General features: G+C 62.3%; 21 protein-coding genes and 1 tRNA gene. 8 read left to right on the forward strand and 14 right to left on the reverse strand.

Translation table 11 applies throughout. The features are described from left to right. Positions 1-68 precede the first annotated feature (68 nt). Positions 69-971 (forward strand): isoaspartyl peptidase/L-asparaginase family protein, encoded by a 903-nt coding sequence (locus HUN39_RS08375; RefSeq protein ID WP_175093995.1) that lies wholly within the window; start codon positions 69-71, stop codon positions 969-971. An 11-nt stretch (positions 972-982) separates the two neighbouring features. Here the strand turns inward: HUN39_RS08375 and HUN39_RS08380 are convergent, their stop codons facing one another. The 5 genes from HUN39_RS08380 to HUN39_RS08400 all read right to left on the reverse strand — a co-directional run bounded on the left by HUN39_RS08380 (position 983) and on the right by HUN39_RS08400 (position 5,278). Further along, positions 983-1,306, reverse strand: coding sequence for a hypothetical protein (locus tag HUN39_RS08380; protein ID WP_175093996.1), 324 nt, complete (start codon positions 1,304-1,306; stop codon positions 983-985). A gap of 283 nt (positions 1,307-1,589) precedes the next feature. Continuing rightward, complete coding sequence (locus HUN39_RS08385) at positions 1,590-3,425, reverse strand: carbamoyltransferase family protein (protein WP_175093997.1); 1,836 nt, start codon at positions 3,423-3,425, stop codon at positions 1,590-1,592. Positions 3,426-3,431: 6 nt separating this feature from the next. Next, a complete protein-coding gene (locus tag HUN39_RS08390; RefSeq protein ID WP_014891398.1) occupies positions 3,432-3,578 on the reverse strand; it encodes a DUF5989 family protein in 147 nt (48 codons plus the stop codon). Positions 3,579-3,591: 13 nt separating this feature from the next. Further along, positions 3,592-4,008, reverse strand: coding sequence for an SxtJ family membrane protein (locus HUN39_RS08395; RefSeq protein ID WP_175093998.1), 417 nt, complete (start codon positions 4,006-4,008; stop codon positions 3,592-3,594). A 112-nt stretch (positions 4,009-4,120) separates the two neighbouring features. Next, a complete protein-coding gene (locus tag HUN39_RS08400; protein ID WP_232365987.1) occupies positions 4,121-5,278 on the reverse strand; it encodes an SGNH/GDSL hydrolase family protein in 1,158 nt (385 codons plus the stop codon). A 167-nt stretch (positions 5,279-5,445) separates the two neighbouring features. Here HUN39_RS08400 and HUN39_RS08405 point away from each other — a divergent pair, with 167 nt between their 5' ends. After that, positions 5,446-7,110 (forward strand): adenosine deaminase family protein, encoded by a 1,665-nt coding sequence (locus HUN39_RS08405; protein WP_232365988.1) that lies wholly within the window; start codon positions 5,446-5,448, stop codon positions 7,108-7,110. Here the strand turns inward: HUN39_RS08405 and HUN39_RS08410 are convergent. The 4 genes from HUN39_RS08410 to HUN39_RS08425 all read right to left on the reverse strand — a co-directional run bounded on the left by HUN39_RS08410 (position 7,107) and on the right by HUN39_RS08425 (position 9,462). Then, positions 7,107-7,256: a lmo0937 family membrane protein gene (locus HUN39_RS08410; RefSeq protein ID WP_175094000.1), complete on the reverse strand. Its 150-nt coding sequence runs from the start codon at positions 7,254-7,256 to the stop codon at positions 7,107-7,109. The genes HUN39_RS08405 and HUN39_RS08410 overlap by 4 nt on opposite strands. A gap of 32 nt (positions 7,257-7,288) precedes the next feature. Continuing rightward, entirely contained in the window at positions 7,289-7,621 is a 333-nt protein-coding gene (gene hdeA / locus HUN39_RS08415) for an acid-activated periplasmic chaperone HdeA (RefSeq protein ID WP_175094001.1), read from the reverse strand. A 101-nt stretch (positions 7,622-7,722) separates the two neighbouring features. Then, positions 7,723-8,514: a TOBE domain-containing protein gene (locus HUN39_RS08420; RefSeq protein ID WP_175094002.1), complete on the reverse strand. Its 792-nt coding sequence runs from the start codon at positions 8,512-8,514 to the stop codon at positions 7,723-7,725. Positions 8,515-8,589: 75 nt separating this feature from the next. Beyond that, a complete protein-coding gene (locus HUN39_RS08425) occupies positions 8,590-9,462 on the reverse strand; it encodes a xanthine dehydrogenase (protein WP_175094003.1) in 873 nt (290 codons plus the stop codon). 368 nt (positions 9,463-9,830) lie between these two features. Here HUN39_RS08425 and HUN39_RS08430 point away from each other — a divergent pair, with 368 nt between their 5' ends. Genes HUN39_RS08430 through HUN39_RS08440 form a run of 3 tightly spaced genes read left to right on the forward strand, consistent with a single transcriptional unit; the run spans position 9,831 to position 14,664 of the window. Next, complete coding sequence (locus tag HUN39_RS08430) at positions 9,831-11,132, forward strand: ABC transporter substrate-binding protein (RefSeq protein ID WP_175094004.1); 1,302 nt, start codon at positions 9,831-9,833, stop codon at positions 11,130-11,132. Then, positions 11,129-12,427: a di-heme oxidoreductase family protein gene (locus HUN39_RS08435; protein ID WP_175094005.1), complete on the forward strand. Its 1,299-nt coding sequence runs from the start codon at positions 11,129-11,131 to the stop codon at positions 12,425-12,427. The genes HUN39_RS08430 and HUN39_RS08435 overlap by 4 nt, the downstream gene beginning before the upstream one ends. A 17-nt stretch (positions 12,428-12,444) precedes the next feature. Further along, positions 12,445-14,664: a TonB-dependent receptor plug domain-containing protein gene (locus HUN39_RS08440; RefSeq protein ID WP_175094006.1), complete on the forward strand. Its 2,220-nt coding sequence runs from the start codon at positions 12,445-12,447 to the stop codon at positions 14,662-14,664. 68 nt (positions 14,665-14,732) lie between these two features. Here the strand turns inward: HUN39_RS08440 and HUN39_RS08445 are convergent, their stop codons facing one another. Together HUN39_RS08445 and HUN39_RS08450 are read right to left on the reverse strand one after the other, a co-directional pair. Continuing rightward, complete coding sequence (locus HUN39_RS08445) at positions 14,733-15,635, reverse strand: pepsin/retropepsin-like aspartic protease family protein (protein WP_175094007.1); 903 nt, start codon at positions 15,633-15,635, stop codon at positions 14,733-14,735. Next, positions 15,632-16,669, reverse strand: coding sequence for a ribonuclease Z (locus HUN39_RS08450; RefSeq protein WP_175094008.1), 1,038 nt, complete (start codon positions 16,667-16,669; stop codon positions 15,632-15,634). Before HUN39_RS08450 ends, HUN39_RS08445 begins: the two co-directional genes overlap by 4 nt. Positions 16,670-17,031: 362 nt before the next feature. Between HUN39_RS08450 and HUN39_RS08455 the strand changes: the two genes are divergently transcribed. Beyond that, positions 17,032-17,610, forward strand: coding sequence for an HdeD family acid-resistance protein (locus HUN39_RS08455; RefSeq protein WP_175094009.1), 579 nt, complete (start codon positions 17,032-17,034; stop codon positions 17,608-17,610). 389 nt (positions 17,611-17,999) lie between these two features. Here the strand turns inward: HUN39_RS08455 and HUN39_RS08460 are convergent. Beyond that, positions 18,000-18,076: transfer RNA gene (locus tag HUN39_RS08460), tRNA-His, on the reverse strand. A gap of 70 nt (positions 18,077-18,146) precedes the next feature. Further along, positions 18,147-18,710 (reverse strand): DUF721 domain-containing protein, encoded by a 564-nt coding sequence (locus HUN39_RS08465; RefSeq protein WP_175094010.1) that lies wholly within the window; start codon positions 18,708-18,710, stop codon positions 18,147-18,149. Between the two features lie 63 nt (positions 18,711-18,773). On the opposite strand from HUN39_RS08465, the gene mutY reads away from it, so the two are divergent. Beyond that, positions 18,774-19,838: an A/G-specific adenine glycosylase gene (gene mutY, locus HUN39_RS08470; protein WP_175094011.1), complete on the forward strand. Its 1,065-nt coding sequence runs from the start codon at positions 18,774-18,776 to the stop codon at positions 19,836-19,838. Positions 19,839-19,860: 22 nt separating this feature from the next. Beyond that, a complete protein-coding gene (locus HUN39_RS08475) occupies positions 19,861-20,127 on the forward strand; it encodes an Imm74 family immunity protein (protein WP_018406673.1) in 267 nt (88 codons plus the stop codon). Between the two features lie 20 nt (positions 20,128-20,147). Here HUN39_RS08475 and glpK read toward each other — a convergent pair whose 3' ends face one another. Further along, positions 20,148-21,644 carry a glycerol kinase GlpK gene (gene glpK / locus HUN39_RS08480; protein ID WP_175094012.1) on the reverse strand — a complete coding sequence of 499 codons (1,497 nt, stop codon included), beginning with the start codon at positions 21,642-21,644 and terminating at the stop codon, positions 20,148-20,150. Positions 21,645-21,688 lie beyond the last annotated feature (44 nt).

Raw genomic sequence — 21,688 nt, forward strand, 5'->3', positions numbered from 1 at the left:
CTCCAAAGGTTTGAGGCGCGAGACTATAGCGCAGGCGCGAGAAGCATTGACAAGCGGCTGGTTGGGCGATGACGAGCGTTTCTTTGATGATCCATGGCGGCGCCGGCGCGATCCGCGATCCGCATCGTTATGAGGCTTCCTTGCGCGCGATCGTCGAATCGGGCGCCGGCCTTCTCGCAGATGGATCGTCGGCGCTAGATGCGGTCGTTCACTGCGTCGCGCTGCTCGAAGACGATCCGCTTTACAACGCCGGTCGGGGTTCCGTGCTCAACGCCGAAGGCGCCGCACTGTGCGACGCGTCGATCATGGACGGCCGCACCCTCAAGGCGGGCGCCGTCGCGGCGGTTCGCGGCGTCAGAAATCCGGTGCGCCTTGCATATGAGGTGATGGAGAAGAGCGGCCATGTGCTGCTCGTCGGCGCCGGCGCCGAGCGCTTCGCGCGAGAGCGGCAGTTAGCGTTCGAAAGCGAAGATTATTTCCGGACAGAGGAACGCGTCGCGCAGCTCGCCAAGGCGAAGCGAAAGCATGAGACCGCGCTCGATCACTCCGACGCGACCGACGCGAAACTCGGCACGGTCGGCGCCGTCGCGCGCGATCGCAACGGCGATCTTGCGGCCGCGACGTCAACTGGAGGCGTCGTGAACCAGCGTTTCGGCCGCGTCGGCGATTCGCCGCTCATCGGCGCGGGAACATTCGCCGATAACGCCAGTTGTGCGGTGTCCTGCACCGGCGTCGGCGAGGATTTCATCCGCACTGCGCTGGCGCGCACGGCCGCGTGTTTCGTCGAATTCCGCTCAATGCAGGCTGAAGAAGCGGCCAGCGCCGCCATACGCTATCTCGTCGACAGAGTGGACGGCCGCGGCGGCCTCATCCTTGTCGATCGCGAGGGAAGATGCGGACGGGCGCACTCGACTCCGGGGATGCTGACGGCGACGTTCGCTGCGGGCGGCGTACGGGTCGAGACAACATAGGCGCAGTCGTCTCAGGTCGCCCCCGTGCGTGGCGCACGCCGTCGACGCTCGGCGACCCGTTGTGCCAGCGGGTGTCTCCGATCGAGCGCAAGTTGGGTCAACTGCGCGACGAAACTTGAGGCGTCGGTTTCGCCGGCAATCTCGAAGCGGCACATCAAACCTTGCGGTCCGCCCGCATCGAAGATGTCGACGACGACGAGCCGCGGCGCGCTCCTCCCGACCGCGCCGTGCGCGCGCAGAAATGCGAGGAGCGCCGGTCGGGGGCGAGCGGAGAGCGGCAGGGCGTCGCGAAGACTATGGATGAGACTTTCCCGATTGACGCGATCAAAATCCATTTGCCGCTCCATCAATAAGCAAAAATTCGATGCAATCACAGGCGTTTAGCAGACTTCAAAAAAAGACGCGGGTTTAAACAATCCGTCAAGCTGAGCGGCGCTCCTTTCCTGTGCATAGAACGGCGTCGCCAAGCCGGCGGCGCCGAACGACATTTATCAAGTCAACAGCGATCGCTTAGCGGTATTTGGAGATGAGATCCTGACGGAGAGCGAAATTCCGCGCGCGCTCAGAAGCCAGCCCTTGAACGCTATCCGATCCGCTCATGAAAAACGCAAGTTGCGGTCAGTCCAGTTCAAACTTTTCTTTGTAATCGTGCTTGAGTGATGCGTCCTGATCGTCTTTGCGCAAATAACAATCGCCGATCACCAGCGTGTCCATCTCCGTGCCCATGAAGCAGCCGAAGGCGTCCTCTGGGGTGCAGACGATGGGTTCGCCGCGCACATTAAAGCTCGTATTGACGAGCACGGGACAGGCGGTCATTCGCTTGAACGCCGAAAGCAGCGCGTGATAGCGCGGATTCGTCTCCTGATGCACGGTCTGAATCCGCGCGGAATAGTCGACGTGGGTCACGGCCGGAATCGAGCTGCGCGGAACATTGAGCTTGTCGATGCCAAACAGATTCTGCTGCTCAGCCGTCATTGCGTGACGATGCTTTTCGGCGACATCGGCGACGAGCAGCATGTACGGGGAATCGCCTTCGAGCTCGAACCAGTCGGCGACATCCTCACGCAACACGGACGGCGCGAAGGGCCGAAACGACTCGCGATATTTGATTTTGAGATTGAGCGTTTTCTGCATCGTGTCGGAACGCGGATCGCCCAGAATCGACCGTCCGCCAAGCGCGCGCGGCCCGAATTCCATTCGGCCTTGAAACCAACCGACCGCTTTCTCGTCGGCAAGGTCCCGCGCCGCCGCTTCGATAAGATCGCCTTCCGCCATCGGCTCGAATCTGGCGCCAACGGCATGCAGCCGGCGCTCGATCTCGGCTTGCGGGAATGAAGGACCGAGATAGGAGCCGCGCATGGCGTCGCCGCCGCCGTTGAGGCGTCGGGAGTTTTTCTTGTAGTGATAGTAGCCGGCGAGCGCTGCGCCGAGCGCGCCGCCAGCGTCGCCCGCCGCCGGCTGAATCCAGATCTGGTCAAAGCTGCCGTCGCGCAGCAGTTTTCCATTCGCGACGCAATTCAGCGCCACGCCGCCGGCGAGACAAAGATTGCGTGCGCCGGTCTCTTTGGCGAGCGCGCGGGTGAGCCTGAGAACGATCTCCTCGGTGACCGCCTGTATCGAGGCGGCGAGATCCATGTGACGCTGCGTCAGGAGTTCCTCCGGCTTGCGCGCCGGGCCGCCGAAAAGTTCGTCGAACTTGGCGTTGGTCATCCGCAAGCCGGTGCAATAGTCGAAATATGACTGATCGAGCCGAAAGGTGCCGTCCGGCTTCAGGTCGATCAAATTGTCCAGGATCACGTCGGCGTATTTCGGCTCGCCATAGGGGGCAAGGCCCATCAGCTTGTATTCGCCGGAGTTCACCTTGAACCCGGTGTAATATGTGAACGCCGAATACAGCAGGCCGAGCGAATGCGGGAAGCGCAATTCTCGCTGCATGGTCAGTTGATTGTCACTGCCGAAAGCGACCGACGTCGTCGCCCACTCGCCGACCCCATCCATCGTCAGAACGATCGCGTCCTTGAACGGAGAGGGGTAGAAGGCGCTGGCGGCGTGGCTGAAGTGATGCTCGGCGAACAGCAGCCTTTTCGCCCAGTCGACATCCGCCGAATAGGCCTTCATCTCTTTCAGCAGCAGCGACTTTTGAAAAAGCTTTTCGCGCAGCCAGAGCGGCAGCGACATTTTGAACGACTGAAATCCGCGCGGCGCAAAGGCGATATAGGTTTCCAGCAGCCGCTCGAATTTGATGAACGGCTTGTCGTAGAAGGCGACGAAATCAATGTCTTCAGGCGTGGCGCCGGCCGCTTCAAGACAGTAGTCGATCGCGTGACGCGGAAAGCGCGAGTCGTGCTTTTTGCGCGAGAATCGCTCTTCCTGAGCGGCGGCGATGATTTCGCCATCCTCCACCACGGCGGCTGCGCTGTCGTGGTAGAAGGCGGAGATGCCAAGTATCCGCATCGCGCTTTAAAAGAGCGTGTAGATGAACGGAGCGACCGCGGTGCCCTGCAGAACGATCAGCGCGCCGATCAGCAGCATGATGACGAGAACCGGCGCCATCCAGTATTTCTTACTGGTCTTGAGATAATCCCAAAGTTCGAGCAGGAAGCTCATTCTCTCTCTCTCCTCAGAACTGCTTGCTCATGTCGCTCGCCCCTTCGGGCGTATTACGCATGGTCCAGTAGGACGTCGCGCTCTTGTCGAACGCAAGTTTGAGCGGATCGACGCGGCGCAGCCGGAAAATCACCGCGATCGGGAGGATCACTCCAAAGAACAGGACGCCCATGATGATCGGGTTGGTGATTTTGTGCAGCGCCAAGCCCAGCTGGTGCCACAGTCGGTTCAGCGGCCGCAGTTTGGCTGGCGCGAGGAACGCCGCCGCGGCGAAACCAAGCGCAGCAGCGAGCCCCCAGAAATGAGGCGCCTCGCCGTGCCGAAGCGGCAGCATGCTGATGACCGTGATCGCCGCGGCCATCACCAGACCGAACGATCGATCGGACCCCATGGCGGCGGAACGGTCTCTCGAATAGTCCTCATGCGACATTCAGACGAGACCCCCCAAGTCGCCTCAACGACAAATTATCTGCAAGGCTGGCGAACCGCAAATTTCCCATGACCTTCCCATGACTTGCCGTATGGTTTCGCTCCCCGCGTACTCATTCGTAATTCTTAATGAGACCGTTCGCCAGGAGCGCGTTGCCCTTCGCGTTGAAGTGAAAGTCTCCCCAGAAATACAACGATCTAATGAAATCGGGATCTTGCGCTTTATAGGCGAAAAAGTCGGGAAAGTGATCGAAAAATTTTCTGCATTTGCCGGCGCACCAGTCGCGCCAGACGCGCGCTTGCCGCGAATTTTCAACGTCGTAAAGCAGCTGCTGCGGCCATGGATAGACCCCGACTGAAAGCGCAATCCCGCGCGACGACAGGAGTTCGTAGAGGCGATCCAATTGCTTCTTCGCCTTTTCGATAGACGCGTCGATCCCTAATGGGCCATAGCAGCTTGAATTCTCGCTATATGTCCAGCTTGCACGCGTGTAATCGGGGCTGTAGACGACGCCCGATTTTGAAAGGTCCTCGAAGGACGCTCGCCCGAGCGCTCTCCCCAACTCCGCTGCGTAGCGCATCTGGCCATAGAACTCCGCCATATAAGAGACTTTCTCCCACCACCTCTTTGGTGGTTGTGGCAGCGGCGGCCGCGGGACAGGGGAACAAACGTTTGCAGTGGGCTGAAACACGCCCATCTGCAATACGCCATTTTGATCATACGAATAGAAAACGCCTTCGTCCTGTATGTCGGAGATATCAATGTAAACCACAGCCTCGTCGAACTTGAGGCCGGCGTCGAGGAGATATTTGAGTTTCTCGTAATAGACGGACGGCGCGTAGCTCGAGACTCCCGCATTCAACACATCGAGTGCGGGAAAAGCCTGCGCGAAAAGGCCGACAAAAGACTGTTCATAGGGGACGCCGGGACTCTCAGTGAAGGAATCGCCGATAAAGATGACGCGCTTGCGGTCCACCGTCATCGGCACGCTGCGTACGGCGGCGTCTCTAAAGCCCAGTGAATTGGTGAAAATGGGAACTATATTGGAGCCCCAGGCGTCGAAGCCGTTAAAATTGGGCTTCAGGCCATGGGTGTAATGCGGATCGCGAACCCTCAACTCGTTTTTCACAGGCGCCAGAAATGGATTGCCGCCGGTGTAGACGAGATGAAGAACAATCTCCGCAACGACGACGAGACTGACGAGCAGGCCAAAGTTGATGAAAAGAATGCGAAACAGCTTGTACGCTGAGTTTTTGCGCGACCACGACATCGACATTCGCCAAATTTGGCTTCCCCAAGAAGGTGAGCATCACTCTTGTCATAGTTCGACTGAAATGAGCAAGCTTCCTTTGCAAAAAATTGTTTTGCGACGTCGAATGCCGGAAGGCCTTTGCTGTGCGCTAAGAAGCCGCAGTGAATCGCGTCTCGGAGCTGCTCATGACCCCGCGTCTCAGTCGTTCGCTTGCTGAAATCCTGCCGGGCTCGGCGTCGTTGCGGATGTTCTGCGCGGCCCTCGCCGTCGCATGGGGCGGCTGCGCAGTCCATGCGCGCGAAGTTTTAAGCGCCGCCGCCGTGCGCGACACGTCTGCGGCGCTGGAAGGCCTGCGCGGCAATGGCGCCGCTCTACGCAGCTTTCTTGTCGAAATGCCGAAAGGCGCCGATTTGCACAATCACCTTGCGGGCGCCGTCTATGCGGAGAGCGCTTTGGCTTGGGCGCGCGCCGAGGGCTGGTGTTTCGACGTCAAGAGCAAGGCGGCGCTGCCGCCGCCTTGCGACGCCGTGTCGAAGCCGCCTCTCGCGGAAGCGCTGCGCTCGACGCAGGCCTATCGAGACGCGATCAACGCCTGGTCGATGCGCGACGTCATCACCGCGCACGTCAGCGGCCATGATCAGTTCTTCAACAGCTTCTTTCGGTTCTCAGACGTGACGGGAAACAATGTCGGCGCCGCCCTCGCCGAGGTCGTCGAGCGCGCCGCCTCGCAGAACGTCTTGTATCTCGAATTGATGATCAGTCCGCTGATGGGCGAGGCGCGCGATCTTGGCGAGCAGATCGGCTGGAAGGACGATCCCGACGCAATGCTTGCGGCGCTCGACGGCAAAGGTCTTGGCGACCTCGTCCAGCGCGCGGCGGAGAGCGTGGTCGCCGTCGTCGCCGACAAGGACCGGCGACTCGCCTGCAGCGACGCGATTCATCGTCGGCCCGGATGCGACGTCGCGGTACGGTTTCTCGCCCAGGTCTATCGCAATGTCGATCGCGCGAAATTATTCGCGCAGACGGCGCTTGCGGCGCGCCTCGCCTCGCGCGACGGGCCGGTTGTCGGATTGAACCTCGTCGCGGCTGAGGACGATGTAATCACGTTGGGAAATTATAGCGATCAGATGCGAATCGTCGGCGACATCGGGCGCCGACACCCGAAGGCGCGGATCAGTCTTCATGCGGGGGAGCTGACAATGGGGCTCGTTCCTCCCAAGGATCTGACCTTCCATATTCGCGAGGCGGTCGAGGTCGCCGGCGCGGGGCGCATCGGCCATGGCGTCGACATCGGCTTCGAGCGCGACGCCAAAGGTCTGATGGCAAGAATGGCGCGCGAAGGAATAATGGTCGAGATCAATCTCACGTCCAATGCGCAAATTCTCGGCGTCGAAGGCGCGGACCATCCATTCCCGCTCTATCGCAACGCGGGCGTGCCGACGGCGTTATCGACCGACGACGAGGGCGTATCGCGAATCGATCTCACGCACGAATATCAGCGCGCCGCGCGCGTCTACCAACTTTCCTACCGCGACTTGAAACAGCTGTCTCGAAACAGTCTGACGTACGCTTTTCTTCCCGGCGAGAGCCTGTGGCGCGATCCTGCGGCCGCGCGCCCCGTTTCGGCTTGCCGCAACGCACAGCTTGGCGGGACTTCGCCTTCCGCCGGGTGTCGTCGTTTCTTGGCCGGTTCCGAAAAAGCCAGACGGCAATGGGAGCTCGAGACGCGTTTCGCGCGCTTCGAGTCGAAATGGAGCGGGGGCGAGGGAAAGCCAGCGAACAGCGTTGCGCTCGCTTCCCCGCCTTGGTCGTCGGCCAAACGTGAGCGTTCCTCGCGCGGCGTTCGCTAAAGAAGGCTGCGGCCCTGAATGACGCGCAGAATGATCACGATGATCGCGATCACAAGCAGAATGTGAATGAAGCCGCCGAGGGTATATGAGGAGACCAGCCCGAGCAGCCACATGATGATGAGGATGACCGCGATCGTTTCAAGCATTGTTCAGCCTTCCATTTGGCCAGCAAGGGAGGTTACAACTTTTTGCCAAGCGACTTTGCGTCGGTCTCGACCTTTTTCCAAGCGCCCTTGAGCTTGCTCCAGAAAGACTCTTGCGGCGCCTTCTTGCAATCGTCGATGACCATGGGAATGACCTTCTCCGTGCCTTCGATATCGACGTCCGTTGCGAGCGGCTTGCCTTTCTTGCTCTGCGCTGAGGACCAGTAGATCACCTTCGGCTGAAATTGGTCGTCGACCGCCAGGAAATCCTCGCATGTCCACTTGGACGTCGGCTTCTTCGTTTCGGCGAGCGCGTTCGTCGCAAAAAAAGATAATGCGGCCGCGGCAATGAAATAAACTGGCTTCATAGGATGCTCCTTCGAGTCCACGCCTTCTGCGAAAGCGCCGACGAGAGTCTATTGCGGAATTGAGCCGGTATCCAGTTGGAGCTGGCGCCGTCGCAGACCCGCTATTCCACCGCCAAAATGACGTCCGCAGCGTCGAAGGTCGCCAGGGCGGCGTCCCCTTCCTTCAGTCCCATATCTTCAACGAGGTGGCGCGGCGTCACCGCGGTCATCGTCTTTCCGAAACCGACGTCGAGCAGGATTTCGCTATTGCGCTCGGCGTCAATCCGCTGCGTGACTACGCCGCGGAAGCAATTGCGCTGCAGCGGCGCCGCGTCGCCGGCGGGCGCCAGATTGACGAAGGACGCCTTGATCAGCGCCAGCGCCTTGCGCCCGCGAGAAAGGCCCAGTCGCTCGGCTGATTCATTGGTGACGATCGCCAGGATCGTATCCTTTTCCGACACCCGCAGCGTCACTTCGACGTCGACCGGCCACTTCTTGACCTGAGTCACTTCCGCGCGAAAAACATTGCGCGCGGAAATTGTCATGCCCGTGGTCCACAGCAGAAAATCCTCGGCGCCCGCGAGACCCTCTTCGGCGATCGTCTCGGAGATGCGCGCAAGCTTCTCTTCGAGGCGGTGGAAGGTGGCGATCAGCCGACGCCCTTCCTCCGTCACCTCGGCGCCGCCGCCGCTGCGACCTCCAGCCTTGGTGATGAAGGCTGGCGTGGGCAAAAGATTGTTGATCGCGTTCACCGCGTCCCATGCGGCCTTGTAGCTGAAGCCGACGGCCTTGGCGGCCTTGGTAATGCTGCCGTGAAGGGCGACGGCCTCGAGAAGCTTCACGCGGTCGCGGCCGACAAGGAGTCGGCCCTCGCTCCGCAGCGCCAGTGAAGCATCGATCTTGCCTTCGGCCATGTCCTGCGTCCCGCCTCATCGCCCGGATACAGGGCAAGACGGCCGGAGGCAACCGCGGCTATGATGAATGTTCGGTTAGTGGAGCGTTACTTTAGCGCGCGATGGTCTCCGTCCTCCCCGCGCCGGCGACTGAGCGATCGCCCTGACCACCGCCTCGGCAATGGCGCGGCCGCGCTCGTCCGTTCCGGTCCAATTCGAGGCGCGTCCGCGCGGATCGATTTCCACGAGCTTGACGCCCCGCGCCGCATGCACCCCGTCGCGCGCGATCCCACGCAGGAAGCCGTCCATCGGCGCCTGGATGGGAAGGCCGTCGAGTCGGCCGAGCAGATAATCCCTGAAAACCCGGGCGCCGATGTCGAGTGGCGTCCGCCAGACGCCGTCGCGCGCCGCATAGATGAAGCGCTCCTTGCCGACGCCGCCGAGAACGCGAGCGACGCCGTCTGAAGGCAGCGTGGCGCCGTTTTCGAGCAATTCGCCCGTATGCGCCGGATGAGTCTCGATCGCCACGTCGCAGTTCCAGCCCGCCCTGAAGTTTGGACCCATCCCGATCACGAGACCTGCGATCCCGCGCAGATCCGGCGTGACGCGGTGCTTTTGCATGCGGGCGTCGATCAGAACGTCGGGGGCGCGCAGAGTGATGAGGTCCGTCAAGGGCAGAGGCGAAACGGCGACGCGTCCCGGCCGGGACAAGACGTCGACCACATCCAGCGTCGTTTGCGTCAGATCGGCGACGACGCCGTCGACTTCGGCGCGATCTCCATAAAGCGCGTCGTGAAAGGCCATTCCCCGTCGGATGACCGGCGGGTGCGCGTCATGGCTGAGAACCACGCGGCGCCGCTCCCATGTCAATCGCGCCGCGACCGCGGAGGCGATCTCGTTCGTGCCGAGGATGATGACGAAATGCTCATTGCAGTCGGAGAGGAATTCTTTTGCTGAAAAGCGTGGCATGGGGAGCCTCCCGCGCTTTTTCAGCAAATCACGCGCCAAGTCGCACGCCTTTGTATTGCAGGGAATCCGGCAACGGCCGGGCGACGGAAGAATCCTCGTTTCGCGCATCTTGTCTTGAAGGCGACAAAAACGGACGAAAGCCGCCAACGACGCGCACAGCGCTGGGCTGACTCAGTTTATCATATTGAAAAACATCACTATTTTCTTAAGAAGCGATATGTTGTCAGATAATATATCAATTACCGATAGGCCTATGGCGTTTGCATATATACTGATCATGCGCTGCTTAAAGTTCGGATGTTGACTTTTATACCGCCCGTTTGTAGTCAAGCAATATGTAAGCTAACTACATAACGGTTCTCGATCACATGATCCGCGCTGTCGCCGTCGCTGCATTCGCAAGCCTTTTCAGCATTCTTGGCGCTGCGCCGTCCGGCGCGTCGGCCAATGAGACGATCGTCGTCGTCACAAGCTTTCCCGAAGAACTGACGACCCGTTACGAGCGGGAGTTCGAGCGCAACCACCCGCAAAGCCACGTTCGATTCATCTGGAAGCAGTCCCGCGACGCGCTTGCCGAACTCGCCAAGCCCGAACAGGGCGGCGCGGACGTCTATTGGGCTCCGGCGCCGGCGAATTTCGCGCATCTTCGCGACCGAGGCGCCTTCCGCAAGATAACGGTCGACCGCGCCGTGCTTCCCGGCCGGCTCGGCCAGCAGCAATTGTCCGATCCGGCTGGCCTCTACGAAGCCTATGACGTCGCCGGCTATGGGATCGTCGCGAATCCAAGCGCGCTGGCGGCGGCCGGCCTTTCCCTGCCGCGACGCTGGCGCGACCTCGCGTCGCCCGAATATGCGCGCCAGCTCGCTATGCCGATCGCCTCAAAGGTCGGCTTCTCGCCTGCGCTCTATGACATCCTCTTGCAGAGCGAAGGGTGGGACGCTGGTTGGCGTCTCCTCGGCGAGATTGCCGGCGAGGCGACGCTGCTCGATTCCGGATTCGCGCCGACGGCCTCTGTGCGCGAAGGCAAGGCGGCGCTCGCGCTGACGATCGATTTCTTCGCCGAGATCGCCAAAGCCAATGGCGCGGCGGTCGAGATGATCTATCCCCAGCGCACGGCGTTCCTGCCCGCCCATGTCGCGATGACCGCCGCCTCCAAGCATGTCGCCGGTGCGCAGGCGTTCATCGACTTCCTGCTGTCGACGGAAGGCCAGCGACTGATGATGGAGCGGGACAGCCGCCGGCATCCGGCGCGACCCGACGCCTATCAGAGCGCGCCGCAGGGCTTTGCGAATCCCTTTGCGCTGCCGGCGTCGACGATACTGGATTATGACTCGGAGGTCGGCCGCCGGCGGCCGCCGTTGATCGCGCTGCTCTTCGATCTCGCGATCGTCGAAGGCCATGCCGAGAGCGCCGAACTGTGGCGCAAGATTCACGACGCCGAGAAACAATTCGCCGGCAATGCGAAAGCCATCGCGGCGCTGGGCGAAGCGAAGAGACTCGCCGGCTTCATTCCGGTGTCCGAAAGCGACGCGCGCGCAACCGCCTTCCTTGAGCGCTTCTTACGTCGCGACGCCATCGATCCGCAGCAAATCGCACAATGGCGCGAGGAGATCGGCGCGGCGCGGCGACAGGCGCGTGAGCTCGTCAAAAGCCTGGAGCCGGCGCCATGAAACGCTTCGGCGTCCTTCTATGCGCAGTGCTGCTCGCGGGCGCCGCGCGTTATGAGACGAGCGGCCCTGACACCGAAGCCTTCATCCAGCCGGTTGAAGGATTGGACGGCGAACATGCAGCAAGCTTTCGCCAGGGGAGCGGCATCTTCCGCCAAGCCTGGGTCATCGGACCTTCGCAGGACCATCCCGACTTTATCGGTCTCGGTCCGCTCTATAATCGACTTTCCTGCATCGCCTGCCACGTCAAGAATGGTCGCGGCGCCGCGCCAGACCGCGAAAACGGCGTCGCGCGCACGATGGCGGCGAGGCTGAGCGTCGAGGGAAGGGACGCGCATGGCGGACCGCGCGTTCATCCTGAATACGGCGCTCAGCTCAATCCCGAAGGCGTTCCCGGCGTCGCTGGCGAAGGCCAGGCCGTCGTCGAATACGCCGAATTCGATGTGGCGCTCTCCGATGGCGCGACAGTAAGGCTTCGTCGGCCGACGCTCTCCTTCCGCAATCTTGCTTACGGTCCGCTCGGGCCCGAGACGAAGACGTCGCTGCGCAACGCGCCGCCGGTTTTCGGCCTGGGTCTGCTCGAGGCGGTCACGGAGAGCGAAATTCTCGCCGGCAAGGGCAGACCGAATTTCGTCTTCAGCGTCGAGACCGGCCAAAGAACGCTCGGCCGCTTCGGACTCAAAGCCAATCAGCCCAATCTCAAGCAGCAGATCGCCAACGCCTTCGTCGAAGACATCGGGGTCACCTCGTCGCTGTTTCCTGTCGAGAGCTGCGCGCCGTCTCACAGCGAATGCCGTCGCGGCGCTTCGACGCCGGAATTGACCGACGCCCAACTCGACGCGGTCGTGGCCTACATCCGCGCGCTTGCGCCTCCCGCGCGCCGCGATCTCGAGAACCCACGCGTCAAGGACGGCGACGTTCTGTTCCATGAGATCGGCTGCTCGAATTGCCATCGCGATGCGCTGCATGTTGCGGATTTCTCGCTGCAGCCCGCGCTCAACGGCGTCGAGATTCATCCATACACCGACCTTCTGCTGCACGACATGGGCGACGGGCTCGCCGACGGCCGCGACGACTTCGAGGCTGGTCCAAGGGACTGGCGCACGCCGCCGCTCTGGGGACTGGGCCTCGCCGGCAAAGGCGGAGACGGCGCCGATTTTCTGCACGACGGCAGGGCGCGCACGCTCGTCGAGGCGATCCTCTGGCACGGCGGCGAAGCGCAATCCTCCGCCGACGCCTTCCGCAATCTACCCGAACCCCAGCGCGACGCGCTGCTCGCTTTCCTCAACTCTCTCTGAAGTTCACGGGGGCAATGATGACCAGGCTGCTGACGACGACGGCGATTTCAGGCGGCGTTCTTCTCTCGCTATCAACTCCTATGAACGCGCAGACGCCGCTGCCGCCGATCGAGGTCCGCGCGCCAAAGGCTTTCGAGCTCGGCCAGATCAAAGTCGGGGAACGTCGTCTTGGAGTCCCGACCAAGGTCGCTCAGCCCGGCGCCGGCGCCGGCGGCGGCGGGGTAGGCGCTCCGCCCCCCGCGTGGGTCCCGTCGGAAAAAACCGACAATGGTCCGACGCCCAGGCAGCATACCGACGCCTTCGGCGGCTACACCATCACCAACAGACAGATGGAGACATTTGCCCGCCCGACGCTCGACAGCGCGGTCAATATCGCGCCGGGCGTCAATAGTCAGATTTCCGGCAATTCCCGCAACGAGCAGAATATCTATGTGCGCGGTTTCGATCGCTGGCAGGTGCCGCTCACCGTCGACGGCGTTCGCGTTTATCTGCCGGTCGACAACAGACTCGATTTCGCGCGCTTTCTGACCGCCGACATCGCTGAAGTGCAAATCGCCAAGGGCTATGTCTCGGTGCTCGACGGCCCTGGCGGCATGGGCGGCCAGATCAATCTGGTGACGCGTAGACCGACTCGAGAGATTGAAGCCGAATGGCGCACGCGATTCGATTTTGGTCGCGACGGCACATTCCTGGGGCCGATGACCTACGGCTTCGTCGGCACGAAAAAGGACATGTATTATGCGCAGCTCAGCGGCACTTTTCAGAACTACGACGGCTGGATGCTGCCCGCGAGCTATCGCTCGACTCTCGCTCAAGGATGGGGATTTCGCGGTCAGTCCCATACGCAAGACTACAATATCAATGCGCGGGTGGGCCTGACGCCCAATGCGACCGACGAATATTCCCTAAGCTTCAGCCGCCAAGAAGGCCAAAAGGGCGCGCCGCTGCATACGACCGATCCCATCTCCACGCAGCGCTTCTGGCGATGGCCATACTGGCGGGTCCAGAACCTTTATTTCCTGTCGAAGACTCAGCTCGGCGACTCCTCCTATGTGAAGACGCGCGGCTATTGGAGCAAATTCGACAATTCCCTCGTCAGCTACGACGACTCTTCCTTCATCAAGCAGTCTCTGCCTCGATCCTTCAACAGCGCATATGCCGATTATGCGCTCGGCGCCGAGGCCGAAGTGGGCACGCAGATCGGCGATATCGACACGCTGAAAGCGCTGTTCTTCTATCGCCTCGACAATCATTCCGAGTGGCAGGAGAATTTCGGGCAGAATTTTCGCGGCACGCGCTCCGGCTGTGTGACCAGCGTCCCCTGCTACACCCAGCCGGTGATTTCGAGCATCGAGGACACCTATTCGGCGGCCGTGGAGAATACGTTTCACCCGAGACAAGACATCGATATCGTTGCGGGCTTTAGCTACGACTGGCGGCATCTGCGCCAGGCGCAAGGGTTTGCCGTTCCGCAGGGCGTCATCGACTATCGGCCCATCGACGTGCAGGCGCCGAACTATCAGGGCGCGGCCATCTGGCGCTACAATGATACGGACCGCGTTTACTTCAACGGTTCGAGCCGGACGCGCTATCCTACGCTCTTCGAGCGTTTCAGCACCCGCTTTGGCGGCGCGACGTCCAATCCGACGCTCAAGCCGGAGCGCGCAACCAATTTCGATCTCGGCTGGTCAAGCCTCTTTGCGCCCGGCAGTCGGGTGTCGATCGACGTCTTCTACAGCCTCGTCGACAATCTCATCCAAAGCGTGCCGGCGCCGCAGTTCGGCGTGAACGTCACGCAATCTCAGAACGTCGGCGGCGGCAGATTCTGGGGCGCGGAAATCTCGGCCGATTACTTCGTGCGCGAGGATTTCTCGCTCGGCGGCAACGTCACGCTAATTCGGCGCCGGGTCAATTCGCCGTCGATCGTCAATTTTCAGCCGACGGGGGTGCCCGACCTCAAGATGTTTTTCTACGCCGGCTACCGCCCCATTCCCCAGCTGACCTTGACGCCAAGCATTGAAGTGGCCGGCGATCGCTGGACGTCCATAACAAACGGCAATTGGTATTATCGGACGGGCGCCTTCTGCCTGACGAACTTCAACGCCGATTATACGCCGGGCGACAACATCAAATTCTCCGCCGGCGTACGAAATGCATTCGATGACTATTATGTGCTCGCTGACGGATATCCTTCTCCGGGCCGCACATTCTATCTCACGTCGAAAGTGAACTTCTAGACGCGCTCGCCGCTGCGACGCACCACAATTTCGGCTGCGCTGCGCTCGCGCGGCGCCCGCGCGATCGTCTATTTCAGCTTCGCGTCCCAAGTCGGCGAATCCGGCGCGCGAAAATCAAAGTCCCAGGCAAATCTCCGGATGAGATTGTAGCCGATCAGGAACGAAACATCGCGGCCAAGCGCGGCGCGCAAGGCGCCGAAGTCATAGGAGATCGCATAGAGGTCGCGCAGGACGCCGCCTTCGCCGAGGTCAAGCGACTTGATCTTGTAGACCTTCAAGGAAATGCGTTTTCCGCCGACGCCGCTTGCCCGGGCTTTGGCCTTCACGGCCGTGAACAGCCCCTTGTGCTTGCGTATGAACCGCTGATCGACGGCCGAGACTTCCGCGCCCGAATCGAACAGGCCGACCGCCGCCGTATTGCCCAAGCGCAGGTCGATGCCGACAAGACGCCCATCGGGTCCGAGCCGCCGAAACGGCTTCGGACGGCCGCTCGCCGTCGCGTCGCCGAAAAAGGTGAGTTCGCGCCGATCGATGTCGAGGCTGAATCGCGCGCCTTTGAAAAAATCCAGCCCCAAAAGATCGTCAGCGTCGCCAGGCGGACATCGCGTGAGTTGATATTTCGCTCGCGCGACGTTGTTTCCTTGATCGGCGACGAGTTCGACATTTTGCGCTTCGACATCGTCACAGCGCATTGTGGCGCCGGACGCCCCGGTGGAGAGACTTGCGCCCAGAACCGGCAGGTCCTTGTTCCAGGGCGCCAGCCTGAGGCGCGTGCTCGAGGCGCCAGTGTCAAGGCGCATGTTTCCCATGACGTTGCCGATGCGAACCGGCAGGTAGATGCGCCCCCCAAGATATTCATCCTGGGTCAAGGTCAGCGGAATGACGGAACGGCTCCTCTCGGCGCCAATGGCGGCGACCGAATACAATAGCGCGGCAAAAAGGAAAAAAACCGACGATCGAATAAGCTTCATGGACTGCGTTCCGCTCCCGAACATTCAGCGCTAAGAAAAGCGTCCTGCGCTTCCCGCGCAAGCTCCGCGCCCTCGCCCTTGTAGCGAGGCGAGTAATGAAACGTCACGAGGCGCTTCGCGCCGGCGCGGCGCGCGATCGTTCCCGCCTGACGCGCCGTCAGATGTCGCCGCTTGGACGCGGCGGCCAAGTCGCGCTCCAAAAATCCTCCTTCGATGAAGAGAGTGTCCGCGCCTTTCGCGAGCTTCACGATTCGTTCGATGTTGCATTCGGTATAGGCGCAATCGACGACATAGGCGATCTTGCGGCCCGAGGAGATCTTCATGATCTCCTTCTTGAGCATTCCGAAGGGCAGGGCGTTGGGTTTCTCGTCTTCCGCGTCAGCCCAGGCGACCTTGATGAGGTCCGCGTCATCGGCGCCGCCAAGCGTCGCCTCTTTGAACGCGCGCAGCCACGGGCCCACGGCGAGCCCCAATGCGTCCAGCTTGTTGCGCCAAATGTTGATATGCGCGCGCTCTTCCAGCGCGAACGCCAGCACCGGAAGGCCATGATCGACCGTCGTGGCGCGAACCTGTATTCCGGACTCTTTCAGCAGCAGTCCCTCGCTCGATTGGCGCCTCTCTTCGTCGCGACGCTCAAATTGCGTTCGACCTGAAAATGAAGCGGAAGCAGCGCGCCCGGATTCGTCCATTTCGGTCACCCGGAATGTCAGATTGCCCTCGTAGCCGCCGATGAGGTTCCAGGAATAGGCTTTGAGCTTATGCTCCACCGCGTCGATTATGCCGCGTGGTCCGTAAACGCCAAGCGTCATTTCCCGCCCGAGCAGACGCCGCAGCAGCTGATCGAAGCCCGCGAAGTGATCCATGTGCAGATGCGTGACGAAGACGTCGCTGATTCGCAGCATCTTGCGGGGTGAAAGCCGTCCAAGATCGCCAAGATCGAACAGCAGCGCCCGCTTTTCGAAAACGAGATCGACGTAAAGACCCGGATCGTCGAAGGGTTCGTTGATCAGCGCAGGGTCGAAATGGCGTGGCACGGCTCTTTGCTCTCATTCGGCGCGCCAAGCAAAAGCTCATGCGCGCTCGCGCGCGCAACGCCGTGCGGGAGAATATAGTCGCGAGTGAGAAGCAGGTAACCGGATGGGCATGTCGGACCTCCACGGCGCGTCGGATCGCGCGGAAGGCGTCGCCACCATCCACGCCGCTCTGGATGCTGGCGCCGCGCGGCGGCGGGCGGGTTGCGACCGAGGCGAGGGCGGCCAAAGTCCGCGCTATTCAAGATTTCGGCGCGGACCAGAACGCCGCTATCCGTCAAATCGTTTGGTCACAATTATCGGCTTGCTATTTGCGCCTAATCGGCAAAGATCCGGCTTTCCTCATCTCACCATGGAAGCCTTAGATGCAGCGACAGTTTGACTCTTTCGTTTCAAGCGCCCCCGATGTCCTCGCCGTTCACTGGGGCTGGGTCATCGCCCTGGGAATATTGATCGGGGCGCTGGGAATCCTCGCGATCATCCGCGCCAGGATGGCGACGTTCATCGCGGTCGGCTTTCTTGGCGCGCTGCTCATCGTCAGCGCGGTGTCGGTTCTCATATTCGCCTTTTCGGCCGCGGGCCTGTGGACAGACTTCTTCGTCCACGTCCTCTGGGCGGTTCTTCTGGCGATCGTCGGAATCATGCTGCTGACGCGCCCGGCGATCAGCGCCGAAGCGATCACGCTTCTCATCGCCTTCTATTTCATCGCCGAAGGCATACTCGTCATCGGTTTTGCGCTGACCTCCCAGATCGACGGTCTGTGGATGTATCTCCTGCAAGGCGGCGTCGCGCTGCTGCTTGGCGCGCTGTTGGTGACCGGCTGGCCGTTCACCGGGCTTTGGGCGATCGGAACCTTCCTGGGCATCGATTTGCTGTTCAAAGGATGGGGGATCATCGCCCTGGGCTTTGGCCTTCGGGCGATCTCGGAAGGCGCTCTGCTGTAGGCTCGCAACGGCTTGGATGTCATTCCCGACGCGCGAAGCGCGATCGGGAATCCAGGGTCACGACAAACATCATGAAAGTTGCTCTGGATTCCCGGTCAGCCTTCGGCTGCCGGGAATGACAGCCGGATTCGAGCAGAGGCCTTCGATGGACCGGCTTAATCGAGGCCGCGGGTGGCCCAGTAGACCGTGCAAAAGGCCGCGGTAATCAGGCCGGAGCCGAAAAAGGCTCCCGCCATGCCTTCATCGGGAATGGCGTAGCTCGCAGCCGACATCAGCAGACCGAAGGTCGCCAGATAGATCGGCCGTGGGTCGCGTTCCGCCGGCGCGTCTTAAAGCTCCGGGCGATCGGATCATCCCGGAGTCGGCTGCATTATTTGCCGCTGAGAGCATGGTACCGCCACCCCGGCTCGAACGGGGGACCCCCAGATCCACAATCTGGTGCTCTAACCAACTGAGCTATGGCGGCGTTTAGCGGCGCGAACCTAAAAGCAAGCGTTCGCGATTGCAAGCCTTCGCAAGGGCGCCTCGGCGCGCCGTCAAGCGTCGCCGGGCGCGCCGCTCGGGCCGGCGAGCGCGCGTTCGCCGAGCCTGATAAGCGCATCGCGCAGGCCTTCCTCGGCGACGCCCTCGGCCGCCTCGATGGCGCGCGCGCGCGCCGCCGCGTCGGGCTTTGGCGCTCGGCCGGGGCTCGGCCGAGACGCAGTTGCGGGGATTATGGCTTCCTGTCGCAGCGCGATCCGCGCGACGCAGCGCCAGCCAAGATGCGCATTGACCCGATCGATAATGGTCGGGGCGAGATGCTGCGCCTCAAGCCCGAAGCCGGGGTCCACGCGCAGCACGAGAGTCGCCGGCTCTCGCGGCGTCTTTTCGCGGCGCTTGCCCGGCGAGGGGTCGGCCGGCTTCGCCCGCCGCTGCGGCGGCCACTGCAGCGAGGCGGGCGCGCAGATTCGCGCGATTCGCGCCCCGACGATCTCGCGCCAGCATAACAGCAGCGAGGCTTCCCCGAAGCCGCGCGCGGCGATGAGCGGGTCGAGCTCGCGCGCAACGTAATCCGCGAGCGAGCGCGCTTTGAAGCCTTTGGCGCGCGTGGATACGCTCATCGGACTTGCGGCGACGCCGCCCTCCTTGCCGGGGCGAGGCTTCGCCCTCTATCAATCGCTCTCATGATAAAGCCTCGCGCGAGATCGACCAAACCGGGCGCGGCGCTGCTCGCCTGGTACGACGCCCATCGGCGTGAACTGCCCTGGCGCGCGCGGCGCGGCGAAACGCCGGTCCCTTATCGGGTCTGGCTTTCCGAAATCATGTTGCAGCAGACGACCGTCGCCGCCGTGAAGGAGCGCTATGCGGCCTTCTTGTCGCGCTGGCCGGCGATCGAGGATCTGGCGCGCGCGCCGCTCGATGACGTTCTCGCGCAATGGGCAGGGCTCGGCTACTACGCCCGGGCGCGCAATCTGCACGCCTGCGCGCTTGCGGTCGTGGAAGCCTATCAGGGGCGCTTTCCGCGCGACGAAGCTGCTCTGCGCCGTCTTCCCGGCGTTGGTCCCTATACGGCGGCGGCGATCGCCGCGATTGCTTTCGATCAGCCGTGCGTCGCCGTCGACGGCAATGTCGAGCGCGTTATCGCGCGTCTCCACGCGATCGAGACGCCGCCGCGCAAGGTTGCGCCGCTCGTTCGCGAGAAGGCGGCGGCGCTCATGAGCCCCGCGCGCCCCGGCGATTCCGTTCAGGCGCTGATGGAGCTTGGCGCGCTTGTTTGCGCGCCGCGAACGCCGGACTGTCCCGCCTGTCCGCTGTCGCCCGATTGCGCCGCGCGGCGTCTCGGCGCGCAGAGCGACTACCCAGCGCGAGAGGTCAAGCGGCCGAAGCCCAAGCGCCGCGGCGCGATCTTCATCCTGCGGCGCGGAGACGAGGCGTTGCTCCTGCGCCGGCCGCCGCGCGGGCTTTTTGGCGGCATGAGCGCCTTCCCTTCGACGCCTTTCACGCAGGATATCGCCATCGCGGAATTCTCGCGTTTCGCGCCCGCGCCAGCGCGGTGGCGCGCGCTCGAAGAGCCGGTGACGCATATCTTTACGCATTTCGCGCTGGAGGCGACGGTGTTCGTCGCGCATACGCGCGGCAAAGCGGCGCTCTCGGATTGCCGCTGGGCGGCGCGCGCCAATCTGGGTAAAGAAGGATTGCCCACCCTCATGCGCAAGGCCGCCGCTCGCGCCGGACTTATCGACGCATGAGACTGCGAGGCTGGAGGGAGCGATGGCGCGACGCGCAGGCGGCTATCAGGTCGAAGTGACGGAAGGCGCGATTCGCGTGCGCCGCGCCGGGAAAACGCTTACCATCCCCGCCGCGCCGCCGGACGGCGAATCGGAAGAGGACGCTGATTTCATCGTGCGTCTCGACGACCTCGAACATTGGGATGCGCCAGACGATGAGACGCCGATCGGCATCGAGGAGCTGCAGAAAATCCTCGACGCGGTCGAAAAGCAGCTCGAAAAGCACGGTTTGAGCGCGGACTTCGAATAGTGCGCGCAAGGCTTAATATGTCAGACCACCCAGCCGAGCGAACGCTCGACGGCCTTTTCCCAGGATGCGATCAGGCGCGCCCGCTCCTGCGGCGTCATATGGGGCGTAAAGCGACGTGATTGTCGCGTCTGCGCGGCGATGTCATCCAGGCTTTTGTAGACTCCGACAGCAAGTCCCGCCGCATAGGCGGCGCCTACCGCCGTCAACTCCAGCTGGCTGGGGCGGACGACCGGCGCGTCGATGATATCGGCCTGAAACTGCATCAACAAATCGCTCCCCGCCATGCCGCCGTCGACCTTGAGCGCGCTGATCTCGACGCCCGCGTCGGCGATCATCGCCGCCAGCACTTCCCGGGTCTGAAACGCCGCGGCTTCGAGCGCCGCGCGCGCGATATGGCCCTTGTTGGAGAACCGCGTCAGCCCGGCGATGATCCCGCGGGCGTCGCCACGCCATCGTGGCGCAAAAAGACCGGAGAACGCCGGCACGAAATAGACGTCGCCATTGTCAGGCACGCTACTCGCCAGCGCCTCGATCTCGCGGCTCTCTTTGATGATCCCGAGATTGTCGCGTAGCCACTGCACCAGAGCGCCGGCGATCGCGATCGAGCCTTCCAGCGCGTAACAGGGTTTGGCGTCTCCAAGCTGATAGGCGAGCGTCGTCAGCAGGCCCTTGGTCGATATGCGCGGCGTCTCGCCGACGTTCATCAGCAGAAAGCAGCCGGTGCCATAAGTGTTCTTGGCGTCGCCAACCTTGACGCAGGCTTGGCCGAGCAGCGCGGCGTGCTGGTCGCCGAGCGCGCCGGCGAGCGGAACGCCGGCGAGCGCGCCGACGCATTCCCCATAGACCTCGCTCGACGAGCATATTTTCGGCAGGCAGGCCGCGGGAATGTCGAAGATCCGCAGCAGTTCTTGATCCCATTGCAGGGTTTCGAGATTCATCATCTGCGTGCGCGAGGCGTTGGTCGCGTCGATGAGATGTCGGCCGCCATCGGGGCCGCCGGTCAGATTCCAGATGATCCACGAATCGATCGTGCCGAAAAGCGCCTCGCCCTGCGCGGCCCTTTCGCGCGCGCCGGGGATTTCGTCAAAAAGCCAGCCGAGCTTGAGCGCGGAAAAATAGGTCGCGAGCGGCAGTCCCGTCGTTGCGCGGACCAGATCTCCCAAACCTTGCGCCGCGATCCGGTCGACGGCGGCTTGCGTGCGCGTATCCATCCAGACGATTGCGTTATGAAGCGGCGCGCCGGTCGCCGCATCCCACAAGATCGTCGTCTCGCGCTGATTGGTGACGCCGACGGCCGCGAGGTCGCGGGCCGAGACCTTGGCCTCGGCCAGCGCCGCCGCGATCACGGCCTGCGCATTGCGCCAAATCTCTGCCGCGTCATGTTCGACCCAGCCGGGGCGGGGATAGATTTGCCGGTGCTCGCGCTGCGCCTTAGCGACGATCCCCCCGCTCTTGTCCATCAAGACGAAGCGGGTGCTCGTCGTGCCCTGATCGAGCGCACCCAGGAGTTTGGACATTCATAACCCTCTGATGAACGGAAGTTTCAGCCTCGGTTCAGAGC

This window comes from Methylocystis silviterrae, assembly GCF_013350005.1.
Lineage (GTDB): Bacteria > Pseudomonadota > Alphaproteobacteria > Rhizobiales > Beijerinckiaceae > Methylocystis > Methylocystis silviterrae.